Annotated in this window: 11 protein-coding genes; all 11 read left to right on the plus strand. The window is 68.7% G+C overall.

The window, feature by feature from the left end; all coding sequences use genetic code 11:
• Window positions 1-250 precede the first annotated feature (250 nt).
• A complete protein-coding gene (locus LAO51_05660; GenBank protein MBZ5638229.1) occupies window positions 251-823 on the plus strand; it encodes a polysaccharide biosynthesis/export family protein in 573 nt (190 codons plus the stop codon).
• 46 nt (window positions 824-869) lie between these two features.
• Complete coding sequence (locus LAO51_05665) at window positions 870-2102, plus strand: hypothetical protein (GenBank protein ID MBZ5638230.1); 1233 nt, start codon at window positions 870-872, stop codon at window positions 2100-2102.
• Window positions 2102-3640: a hypothetical protein gene (locus tag LAO51_05670; protein ID MBZ5638231.1), complete on the plus strand. Its 1539-nt coding sequence runs from the start codon at window positions 2102-2104 to the stop codon at window positions 3638-3640. The genes LAO51_05665 and LAO51_05670 overlap by 1 nt, the downstream gene beginning before the upstream one ends.
• Window positions 3641-3724: 84 nt before the next feature.
• Window positions 3725-4480 carry a CpsD/CapB family tyrosine-protein kinase gene (locus LAO51_05675; protein MBZ5638232.1) on the plus strand — a complete coding sequence of 252 codons (756 nt, stop codon included), beginning with the start codon at window positions 3725-3727 and terminating at the stop codon, window positions 4478-4480.
• Window positions 4477-5553 (plus strand): uridine diphosphate-N-acetylglucosamine-binding protein YvcK, encoded by a 1077-nt coding sequence (gene yvcK / locus LAO51_05680; protein MBZ5638233.1) that lies wholly within the window; start codon window positions 4477-4479, stop codon window positions 5551-5553. The genes LAO51_05675 and yvcK overlap by 4 nt, the downstream gene beginning before the upstream one ends.
• Before the next feature lie 30 nt (window positions 5554-5583).
• Window positions 5584-5829 (plus strand): helix-turn-helix domain-containing protein, encoded by a 246-nt coding sequence (locus tag LAO51_05685; GenBank protein ID MBZ5638234.1) that lies wholly within the window; start codon window positions 5584-5586, stop codon window positions 5827-5829.
• 15 nt (window positions 5830-5844) lie between these two features.
• A complete protein-coding gene (locus LAO51_05690; GenBank protein ID MBZ5638235.1) occupies window positions 5845-7008 on the plus strand; it encodes a glycosyltransferase in 1164 nt (387 codons plus the stop codon).
• A gap of 69 nt (window positions 7009-7077) precedes the next feature.
• Complete coding sequence (locus tag LAO51_05695; protein ID MBZ5638236.1) at window positions 7078-7968, plus strand: DUF3473 domain-containing protein; 891 nt, start codon at window positions 7078-7080, stop codon at window positions 7966-7968.
• Window positions 7969-8030: 62 nt separating this feature from the next.
• Entirely contained in the window at window positions 8031-8795 is a 765-nt protein-coding gene (locus tag LAO51_05700) for a hypothetical protein (protein MBZ5638237.1), read from the plus strand.
• A 45-nt stretch (window positions 8796-8840) separates the two neighbouring features.
• On the plus strand, window positions 8841-10607 hold the full coding sequence (locus LAO51_05705; GenBank protein MBZ5638238.1) for an alpha/beta fold hydrolase: 1767 nt from the start codon (window positions 8841-8843) through the stop codon (window positions 10605-10607).
• A gap of 21 nt (window positions 10608-10628) precedes the next feature.
• Window positions 10629-11822, plus strand: coding sequence for a glycosyltransferase (locus LAO51_05710; protein ID MBZ5638239.1), 1194 nt, complete (start codon window positions 10629-10631; stop codon window positions 11820-11822).
• The last annotated feature ends 7 nt before the right edge of the window (window positions 11823-11829 follow it).

Genomic DNA, 11829 nt, shown 5'->3' on the forward strand with positions numbered 1-11829 from the left:
AAAGAGATTCTATTTGTCTAATTTATTTAATTAAGAAATGTCGAAATACTTGGGAAGCGCCATTTTCCGCAGTCCAACAGTCGGAGGCGTAGAGGATTGTTCGCCCTTCAGACAGGTGCCCGCGCCTTGCCGGGTTTGTTCGGATTTGCTCCTTGACTCGGTTCCGTCTACTCTATAGCTTTGTATCCAGAGTACTGGGCGACTGGCGCTGTGGGCTTTCCGGAATTCGAGTAGCCCGGGGGGCGGAGAGATGAAGCTCTCGGCGATCGGCATGTATATCTGGTTCATTGCGACGATCGCCATCGCGCAGTCTCCCGCCGAGCCCCCTCCGACCGACGACAGGCTGGACTACGGGATCGGGATCGAGGACGTGCTTCGCGTATCGGTCTGGGGGGAGACCGCCCTCGACCTTCGAGCCCGCGTCCGGCCGGACGGGAAGATCACCGTGCCGCTCGTGAACGACATCAAGGTCGAGGGGCTCACCCCGGAGCAGGTCCGACAGGAGATCACCCGCCGCCTCTCGAACTACATCCGCGAGCCGAACGTCACCGTCAGCGTCGAGGAGATCAACAGTTTCCGGGTCTATGTCCTCGGCGAGGTGACCCGCCAGGGGCCGATCAACCTGTTCCGCCCGGCCCGTATCCTCCAGGTGATCGCTTCCGCGGGGGGAATTACCCAGTATTCGAAGAAGGAAATCACGATCCTCCGGGAGGAGGGGGGGGGCGAGCGCAGGATCCGGATCGACTACAAGAAACTCCTCGCCGGCGACCCTGCCCAGTCGAACGTGTTCCTGAAGCCCGGCGACACGGTCCTCGTCGACTGACCTCGACGGGGGATCCCCTGGCCGAGCCGCGACGCGAGGTCTCCCGATGAGAGTGACGGCCACGCGAAAGCTCCCGCCGACGGTGCTCCTTCTGCTCGGGCTCGCCGTCGAGCCGTGCCACGCGGCCGTCACGTCGTTCCATCCTGCCGTGATGCTCGAGGAAACGCGCTCGGACAACGTGCTCTACGTGGCGGGCACCGAGGGCCCCGTCTCCGACTGGACAAGTCGGCTCGCCGTCGATCTCCCGCTCCGAAGAGTGGGGGAGCGGGGCTCGCTGGAACTCGGCTACCGACCCTCGTACGAGAAGTACCGCGACCTCTCCGTCCTCGACCACGCGGAACACCGGCTCCGCTTGCTGGCGACGACCGAGCCGGGTCGCGGCTCCGCGCTCGGCTTCGGTCTCGGGTACGAGAGGACGCAGGTTCAGGGCGTGACCGGCGGCCTCGGATCCTCCGACTACTTCCTCGCTTCCCGAACGAACCGGGACTACTACACTGGCGAATTCTCCTGGCGAAAGCAGGCAGGGGCGCGCTGGCAGTGGGCCAGCGGCTTGCGGGGCGCCCGGATGGCGTACACTCGCATCTCCGGCCTCGGCGAGGCGGCGCCGTCGGGGGAGCTCGAGGACCGGAACGAGTACGAGTTCAGCGTCTCCCCTTCGCGAGTGATCTCCCGCGACGTCCACGCCGGACTGGAATATCGGTTCCGGCGATTCGAGCTCGCAGCGAGCGGCAACGAAAACGTCCACATGCTGGGGTTGGACGTCGATCGAACCCTGTCTCGCCGCGTCTCCCTTGCCGTGCGGCTCGGCGGGTTCCGCCGAACCCTGGAGGCTCCCGACGCCGTCGCCTCCGCCGGCGGAGGAGTTTCGGGAGGAGTGCAGGGGGGGGTGACGATGCACGGGACCTTTCGCCGTTCCTACCTGGCGCTCTCGGTGGACCGCGGTCCATCGTCCGGCGGGGCACTCCGGGGAACCTCGACGGACAACACGCTCAGCCTCTCCGCCGGAGGAGGCGAGGAACGGCGGTGGAGGTGGCAGGCCTCGACACGCTGGGCGCGGCGCGAGCCGAACGCGGCCGCCGCGCCCGCGCTCACGAGCCTCGGAGGCGGGGGGACCTTCGAGTGGCTCCCGAAAGCGATCATCGGGCTCCGCTTCGGGGGAGACTACGTGAAACAGTCCGGAGGCGATCTGGCGGAATCGAACGGCTCGTTCACCAGCATGACGGTCGGACTCACCTGGTACCCACGGGGTTCGGAGGATGTCGCGGGGAGGGCGCACTGATGCCCGTCGCCACCAACGCCGTGCTCCTGGAGCTCGCCGACCGGGTCCTCCTCTCGTGGTGGGTCGTCATCGCGGGCGTCTCGCTGGGTCTAGCGGGGGCGGTGACCGCTTTGCACTACCTCCCGAAGACTTACGAGGCGAGCACCACGATCTTCGTGGCGCCCCAGCAGATTCCTCAGGAATTCGTGAAGAGCACCGTGACCGACGACATGTCGATGCGTTTGGCCTCTCTGCGGGAGGCGGTGCTGAGCCGGCCGTACCTCACGAAGCTCGTCCAGGGGACGATGGGGACCGTCGCAGACGCCGAGGAAATGGAGCGCACGATCCGGTCCATGCGATCGCGGATCGAGGTCACGGTCATGGAGAACGAGCGGGCGGGCGGCCGGTCGGGAGGGGTATTCCGGCTGACCTACCGGGACAGGACGCCCGACAGGGCGGCGCGGGTGGTCAACACCCTCGCGGATTTCTATATCGAGCGCAATGTGACCTTCCGCGCGGCGCAGGCGGAGGGGACCACGCGAACGCTTGAATCGCTGGCCAACGACGTTCTCGACCAGTTGAAGATTCAGGAACTCGCGGTCGCGAAGTTCAAAGAGCAGCACCCCTACGACACGCAGGCTCACTTCGAGGCCAACGTTCAGCTCCTCCAGGGGCGACAGCAGGACCTGTCGGCGCTGATCCGGGACCTCGGACTGGCCAGGGATCGGCTGCAGACGCTGAAGTCCCAGGAGGCGCAATCCGCGATCGCCGCGACCTCGGATGTCGGCGGCGGAGCGATCCTGGATCCGTACACCGCCCGTTTGTCCCAGCTCAAGCGGGAATACGAAGCGCTCCGCGCTCGATACCGCGACGACCATCCGGACGTCAAGGCCAAGAAGCGCGAGCTGGAGGACTTCATCGCGGGAGGCGCGGGAGCGGCCCGCTCCCCCGCCGCCGGGTCTGGGGACGGGACGGGCACGAGATTCGCGACGCCGATCGGGCTCCAGATCCAGGCGGCGGAGCGAGAAGTGGCGAGGCTCGAGGCCGATCAGGGTCGCCTTCGGGATGAGATCGAGACGTACAAGCGCAGGATCGAAGCCACGCCGCGCGTCGAGCAGCAACTGGCGGACCTTTCCAAGGGTCTCGACGTCTTGCGGGAACGCTACAAGGACTACCAGACGAAGCTCGAGGAGGCCAAGGGCTCGCAGAAGATCGAGTCGACGCAGAAGGGAGAGCGATTCGAGGTGATCGAGCGGGCGGCGCCCCCTGCGCTCCCGGTACGTCCATTGCCCTTCCTGGTGTACGCTGCCGGTCTCCTCGCGGGGCTCGCCTTGTTCGTCGGGCCGATCGTCCTCCACGCCTTTCTGGCTCCGGTGGTCTCTTCCGAGGCGGGCCTGCGGAGCGTCGCGGATGTTCCGGTGCTGGTGGCCATTCCCAGGCTGGTCACCCGGGATGTCCTGCGCGCGGCCTGGAACCGGAGGATCCGGAACGTCGTCACCTCCGTCGCCGCGGTGGCGGTGCTGGCGCTCACGATGGGCCTTTTCGGCCCGGGCTGGTGACGGGTCGCGATGAAGTTCTCTTTCAGGACGCCCCCCCCGAGGCCGGCCCCCGCCGGTGAAGGCGCGGAGTCTCCGAGCCGCCCGATGAAGGTCGCCGAGGGCGTGCCGCTCTCGCGGATCATCGCGAGGCAACTGATCGAAAGCCCCGAGATCGTCGTCCGCGGCGCCTCCCGTTCGATCGCCGCGGAGAAGTTCCGCCGGCTCAAGACCCTTCTCGAGAACGATCCGGACGGCGCCGCGCAGGTCATCGTGGTGACCAGCTCGACGCCGCAGGAGGGAAAGTCGCTGGTGGCGCTCAACCTCGCGCTGGCATTCGCCTCGGACAGGAATACCGAGACCCTCATCGTGGACGCCGACCTGAGGCGTCCGACCCAGGAGAAATGGGTGAGCCCTCCGCCGAGCTTGGGCCTCTCGGACCTCCTGTCGGGCCGCGCGGACTTGGAACATACCGTGATGCGCTTCAAGGACACGACACTCGAGATGCTGCCCGCGGGCCACCCTCCGGAGGACCCCGTCGAACTGCTGGCGTCGGACGCTTGCCGCACGATCGTCGCGGCGCTGCGGAAGCGCTACCGGCGGGTCATCATCGACACGCCGCCGATCGTCCCGTTCACCGACGCGGACGTCGTGGCCCGATACGCCGACGGGGTCCTGCTCGTCGTTCGTTCCGGGCGGACGCCGAAACTGGTGTTCGCCCAGGCGGCCTCGACCGTCACGTCCACCCGAATCCTCGGCGTGGTTCTCAATGACGTGACGGCCAATCTGGCGGATCGCGGCCATCATTACGGCCGGTACTACCACACCTACTACAACCGGGATGGCGAAGGGAAGAAGCCATGAGCGGGCAGCGACGCCGGGAACGGGGGGCCCGCGAGGAGGGGCCTCGGAGAGTGGTCGCCCTCGGCGGCGGCACCGGGTTGCCGGCGGTGCTACGGGGCCTCCGCCCGTTCGTGCAGAGCGGCCTGATGTCGGACCTGACCGCCGTGGTGGCCATGACCGACGACGGCGGCAGCTCGGGTCGGCTGCGACGGAGCCGCGGCCTTCCCCCGCCGGGCGATCTCCGCAACTGCCTCGTCGCCCTCTCGTGCGACGAGGACCTTCTGGCCGGGCTGTTCCAACACCGGTACGACGGGACCGAGGACATCGGGGGGCACACCGTCGGGAACCTGATCCTCGCGGCGCTCGCCGAGATGACTGGCAGCTTCCTGAACGCGGTCGAGGTGTCCAGCCGCGTGCTGCGCACCGCCGGACGGATCCTCCCCGTCACCCTCCAGGACGTCGTCCTGGAGGCGGAGTTCGCGGACGGCTCCAGGGCGATCGGCGAGTCGGCGATCGGATCCAGCGGCAAGAGAGTACGGGCCATCCGGCTCCGGCCGCACGACGCCCTGCCGACGCCGGGTGTCGTCGAGGCCCTCCTCGGCGCGGACCTGGTGGTTCTGGGTCCGGGCAGCCTCTACACCAGCCTCCTTCCCAACCTCCTGCTCGCGCGCGTGGCGGCGGCGGCGCGGGCGACGAAGGCGGTCACCGTGCTGGTTGCGAACCTGGTCAGCGAGCGCGGCGAAGGATCCGGCCTCGACCTCACGAACCAGGCGGCGATCATCGAGGACGTCGCGGGGGGGCGGTTGATCGACGCGGTCCTCGTTCACGAGGGCGTCATCGACGAGGCGACGCGGCTCCGCTACCTGACCGAGGGAGCGTTCCCGCTCTCGTGGCCAGAGCGCTCGGAACCGGACAGGACCGTCGTGCGCGGGAATCTCCTCGCGTCGGGTCCCAAGCTTCGCCACGATCCGTCGGCGACTGCCGTCGGGCTCTTGCGGGCCTGGACGGCGGCACGCGGGAAGGCGGGCGCGAAGGCGCGCGGCCCGGACCCTTCGGAGTCGCCCGGCGACACCGCGCGCGACCGCGCCTCCTGATCCCGCGTTGGGATGGAATCGAGGATACCGATGAAGGACCTCAGGCACTGGGACGAGGAGATCCTGACAAGTCGGGAGGCTCGAGGCCTCTTGAAGATAGGGAGAACCAAGTTGTGGGAGCTGACGGCGACGGAGAGCATCCCGGCGTACCGCCTGGGCGAGGGGAAGACCGCCGCGCTGCGTTACAAGAGGTCCGACCTGATGAACTGGCTCGAGAGGCATCGGTACGCCTCCGAACGCGACGGGATGAAGGAGAAGCGGGAGGAAACCGTCTAGCCCGTACCCGTCGCGATGAGGGCGGGATGGGGGGCCCGAGCCGTGAGGTGGTTGTTCTGGATCTCCGTGGGCTGGATCGCGTACGCGTACGTCGGCTACGCGGCCCTGCTGCGCGTTCTCGCCGCGAGCTGGCCACGCCCCGTCGCGCGCTCCGACGTTCGCCCCCGGGTTTCGGTCATCGTGACGGCCCATGACGCCGTGGGCCAGATCGGCGCGAAGCTGGAGAACCTGCTGTCCCAGGAGTATCCGCCGGACCGCCTCGAGATCGTGGTGGCCGACGACGGCTCCGGCGATGGGACCGGGCGCCTCGTGGAAGACCAGTTCGCCGCGCGGGGCGTTCGCCTCGTGCGCCAGGAGATTCGCGGCGGGAAGGAGCGGGCTCAGAAGGCGGCGATCGCCGCGTCCCGCGGAGAGGTTCTCGTGTTCACGGACGTCGGCACGCTCCTGGACCGGGGTGGGATCGCCGCGATCGTTCGGAGCTTCGCCGATCCGTCGGTGGGCTGCGTCAGCTCGGAGGACCGTCTGCTGGATCCCGCGCGGGGACCTGTGGGAGGCGAGAGAGGGTACGTGGGATACGAGATGTCGCTCCGGCGGCTCGAGTCGCGGGTGGGGTCGATCGTCGGCCTCAGCGGCTCGTTCTTCGCCGCGCGTCGGGAGGTTTGCGCCGGCTTCTCCGACCGTCTCGCAAGCGATTTCCGTATCGCCCTCGTCGCCGCGCGCCTCGGCTACCGCGCGGTGGTGGACGAGGCGGCCGTCGGTTACTACCGGGACGTGGGGGCGAGGACGTCCGAGTTCGGACGCAAGGTACGGACGGTCGTGAGGGGGCTCACCGTGCTCTTCGCGGAGCGTGGGCTCCTCAACCCGTTCCGATTCGGGTTGTTTTCGTGGCAGCTTGTCTCGCACAAGCTCGTGCGCTGGGTCGTGCCGTTCGCGATGCTGGCAACGCTGGCCGCGAGCGGCGTCCTTGGCCCCCGCTCGGCGTTCTTCGCCGTGGCCTTCGCGCTCCAGGCGGCGGGCTACCTGGCCGCCGGGCTCGTAGCGTCGTTTCCGAGACTCGCGTGGCTCCCCTTCGCGCGCGCGCTGCGTTACTTCGTCGAGGTCAATCTGGCCATTCTCGTCGCGTGGGCTCGCTACGTGCGCGGGGACCGGATCGTCACGTGGACTCCGTCGGCGCGCTGATTCGCCGGCGCCCCGACCCCGGGGGGCCGATCGCGACCTCGCGTCTCGCGGGCGCCCGGGAGTAGTTGCGTGGCCGGCGAGATGCTCAACGCCTTCAGCGTCGACGTGGAGGACTACTTTCAGGTCTCCGCGTTCGACAGCGTGTTCCCTCGCGAAGCCTGGGGGAAGGCTCCGCTGCGCCTGGAAGCGGGGCTTCGGACGCTTCTCCGTCTCGCCGCCGTCGCCGAGGTCCACGGGACGTTCTACGTTCTCGGTTGGCTGGCCCGCGAGCGGCCGGACCTGGTCCGCACCATCTCGGACGCGGGCCACGAGATCGGCTGCCACAGCGACGAGCACCGTCTCGTCTACGACATGTCGCCCGACGCGTTCCGCAGGGACCTGAAGCGGGCCCGCCAGGCGATCCAGGACGCGACGGGCAAGGCCTGCGTGCTCTATCGCGCGCCCAGCTTCTCGGTGACTCGGCGCAGCCTCTGGGCTCTCGACGTCATGGCCGAGGAGGGGATCACGATCGACAGCAGCGTCTACCCGATCCGCCACGATCGCTACGGGATCGCGGGTGCCCCACCCGGTCCGTACCGGCCTCTCCGTGGCCGCCCGGACTTCGTGGAACTCCCGCCGTCCACCGTGCGGATCTTCGGCGTGACCCTGCCCTGCGCGGGCGGGGGGTACCTGCGCCTCTACCCGCTGTCCTGGACCCGGGCAGCCATCCGACGGATCAACCTGCGGAAGAAGAGGCCCGCGGTGGTTTACGTGCATCCCTGGGAGTTGGACCCGGACCAGCCGACCGTGGCGGCCGGCCTCATCAGGAACCTCCGGCATCGGGTGAACCTGGCGCGGACCGCGGAACGGGTGGGGGGGCTTCTCCGCGAGTTCCCGTTCGGCCCCGTGTCGCGAGTGATCGAGAGTCTCGGAGGGCCACGGGCCCTTCCGTTCGCGGACCTGGGACGACCGGCCGACTGAGCCGGGTGCTCCGGCACCGCAGAAGAAGAAGAAGAAGAAGAAGAAGAAGAAGAGGTGAGACCATGCAACGGCTCGTCGTGATTCTCACCGCGCTGCTCGTCGCGGGCGCGTGCGGGGGCGCGCTGCTCGCTTGGAAGGCGTTGGGGTGGCGCCAGGGATTCAAGAGCTACAAAGCTCTCTATCAGGACTTCGGGGGCATCGCCGAGCACTCGGCGGCAGACGCGGAGCTGGCGGTGTCCGGGCATCGCCTCGACGCGGTGTTCCTCGGCGCCTCCCACACTCAGGACTGGGGGGACCTGAAGCGGTGGTTCCCGGGACTTCGGATCGCGAACCGGGGGGTCGGCGGCCAGGCCGTTCCGCAGTACCTGCTCCGGTTCCGGCAGGACGTCTTGGATCTTCACCCGAGAGCCGTCGTCATCGAGGGATGCGCCGTGAACGCCACCTACGGGATGCCCGCCCGGGCCGTGATCGACAGTTACGCGAGCATGGCGGAGCTGGCGAGGATCCACGGGGTCGAGCCGATTCTCGCGACCACCACCCCCATCAGCGCCGCGCTCGAGAAGCAGCAGCCCGGGACCAACGACCAGATCCGGAAGATCAACGACGCGATGCGGCAGGTCGCGAGGAGCGGGGGTTATCGCGTCGTGGACTACTACTCGGCGGTCGCCGATCCGGACGGCGCGCTTCCCGCCGCGGGGTCGAGCGACGGGCTGCATGGCAACGAGAAGATCTACGACCGCATGGCGCAGGCGCTGAGGCCGGTGCTCGAGGACGCGCTCAAGGCTGTTGCGCCCGTGGCTCCCGTGGAGCGGAGCGTGCTGCGGTGAGCGCGGGCGTGCGTTCCTCTCACCGCCCGCGCCCGTGAGCCCATGATGCGGGCACCCGGCGTGGACGAGATCTCGGGGTACCTGGCGATGCCGGACGGCTGCTCCGTGTACGTGCGCCAGTACACTCCGGAGGGCGGGGGAAGGAAGAGGCCGGTGGTGGTCGTTCCGGCGGATGGCGAAGAGCGGACCTGGTCCCAGCGGACGATGGTCAATCTCGCGCGCTCACTTGCGCGCGTGGGGCATCCGGTCGTCCGTTTCGACTTCCGAGGGCAGGGCGAGAGCGACGGCCCCTTCGAGGCGACCGACGTCGGCTCCAGGCTGGAGGACCTCGCGGCCGTCGTGGAGCGCACCCGCTCGTGGTCGGGAGTGGCGCCGTCGCTCGTGGGTTTCCGCCTGGGCGCCACGGTGGCCGCGCACCATGCCGCCGCGACGGCCGGCGTCGTCGGGCCGATCGTGGCCGTGGAGCCCGTGGACTCCATCCCGACCTACATCGACGACATGCTCCGGAAGAACCTGGCGAATCAGTTCGCCGTCCAAAAGAAGGTGATTGTCAACCGGAAGCAGCTCCTCGAGCGGGTGCGCTCGGGCACGAACGTGAGCTGCAACGGGTTCCACCTCTCGAGGGGCTTCCTGGAATCGCTGGAACGGCTCGAGCAGGCCGGCGTCCAGCAGCGGATCGCTGCGCTGTCGGCGCTCTGGATCAGCCGGCCGGCCGGGCAGGAGGCAGGAGTCCCGCGGGGAATCCCCACCTTCTGGAGCGAACGTCCGATCCTCGGCCCACACCCCTCCGAGCTGTTCCGCGCGGTCGAGGCGAGATTGGACGATGTCCAGGCGGTGAAATGGTCGGGACCGTTCCCGCTGGACGACGCGAGCGGCGGAGGGTCGAGGGTCGCCTCCATAGCGACCGGCAGCGGCCGACTGGTCGCGACCTGGCATTCGTTGCGTGGCGACGGGACGGCCTTCCTGTTCCTGAACCCGGGGCCGAATGATCGATCGGGTCCCCACGGTCTTTACGCGAGGCTTGCCGCCGCCTTGGCGGCGGAGGGGCACCACGTCCTGCGGCTCGACGCCCGGAGCATCGGAGAGAGCGAGGGCGACGACCAAGGCAACCAGGGGCGTCCGGTCGTCGATTACTACCGCGAGATCAACGAAGGCGCCATGGTCTCCAGCGCGGCGGCGGCGCTCAACTGGCTCGCGGGTCGCGGTCACCGGGAGACGGTGCTCTTCGGGCTCTGCGGCGGCGCGGTCAACGCGGCCCTAGCCGCTTGCGAGACGACGAGCCAGGTGCGCCACGTCGTCCTGCTCGGAACCCCCGTGCTGCATCTGGGCGTGGGCGAAGGGGTGGCCCTGTCGGACGAGGCGGTTCGTGACGAGGTGAAGATCCTGCGCCACAAGCTCGTGGACCCAGGCTCCTTGATCCGGTTCCTCACCTTTCGCTCGGACTACCGCGCCGTCGGGCGCGTCATCGCGGCGCTCGCGGGGCGGATGACCGGCTCGCGGGGTCGCACGGGATCCGGCGGCGACGAGCGGCCGCTTCACCCACAGACCATCATGCCCCTCGTGCGCGCGATTGCGGGCTTCCGCTCGGCGGGTGGCCGCCCCGTGTTCGTCTTCTCGGAGCACGACCGTCTCCTCGGTCTCTTCCGGACGCACTTCCCTTCGAGCGCTCGGGGCGCCGGCGGTCCCGAGAACCTCGATCTCAGGGTCCTGGCGGGAGCCAATCACAACGTCACGGACCGCCCGTCCGAGGCGCGGCTGCTGGAGATCCTGCGATCGGCACCCCACCCTTCCGCGGCGGAACGGCTGAGCTGATGCATCGCGCCGGCGCCCCTCGTGGACACCGAGCTCCGCGTCGCCGGCGCGAGCGGGGCCACCGGTGAGAGAGGTGTCCTGATGGACGGGAGGAGGATACGTCTCGTGCAGATCGCCTACGGCATGGGAGTCGGCGGGATGGAAAGGGTCGTGGCCGATCTGTGCCGGTGCCTCGATCCGTTGCGCTACGACGTTGCGGTCTACTGCACCCATGTCAAGGGTCTTCTCGGCGCGGAACTCGAAGCCGACGGCGTCCCCGTGTTCCATCGACCCGTCCGCCGGCGCGCGGACCACTGGCTCCGTCCCGCGAGGATCTTCCGATTCCTGAGGGAGCACCGCCCTGATATCGTACACACTCAGAACACGGCAGCGTTGCTCGACTCGGCGCTGGCGGCGCGCGCGGCCGGGGTCCCGGTGCTCGTCCACACCGATCACTCGAGACGATATCCCGACCGACGCCGTTACATGATCGCGGAGCGGTGGATGAGCGGACTGACCGACGCCTTTTGCGCCGTCTCCAACCACACACGGGGTGAGCTGGCGCGCTTCGAGGGGATTCCCGCTGCGCGCATCGAAGTGGTGTACAACGGCTGCGATCTGCCCTTCGTCCCCGGCGAGGCGGATCGGCGGGACGTGCGCGCCTCGCTCGGCTTCGACGACGAGACACCGGTGATCGGAATGGCGTCCCGCGTCGAGTGGCAGAAGGGGCACGACCTGCTCGTGGCCGCGATGCCTCGCATCCTCGCCCGCATTCCGTCCGCTCGGGCGGTGATCGTCGGGGGGGGGTCGAAGGAGCCCGAGGTCCGGTGGCAGATCGGCCGGCTCGGCCTCGAAGGTAAAATCCTCATGACCGGGGTTCGGAAGGACGTGCCGCGGCTCATGGCGGCCTTCGACCTGTTCGTGATGACCTCGAATTTCGAAGGCATGCCGATCGCGGCGCTGGAAGCCATGGCGGTGTCGCTCCCGATCGTCTCGACGGCCGTCGGAGGCGTCCCGGAAATGGTCGAGGACGGCGTGACCGGGAAGCTCATCGAAGGGCGGGATCCGGCCACGGTCGCGGAGGAGGTCGTCCGGCTCCTGGTAGACCGGGACGCGATGCGCAGGATGGGGAAGGCCGGGCGCCGCCGCTACGAGCAGCGATTCCGCGTCGCCTCCATGGTGAACGCGTACGACGCGATCTATCGTCGCTGTCTCGAGGCGCGCTCCGGCCGATAGAGGGCGA

It is taken from the genome of Terriglobia bacterium, assembly GCA_020073205.1.
Classification (GTDB): domain Bacteria; phylum Acidobacteriota; class Polarisedimenticolia; order Polarisedimenticolales; family JAIQFR01; genus JAIQFR01.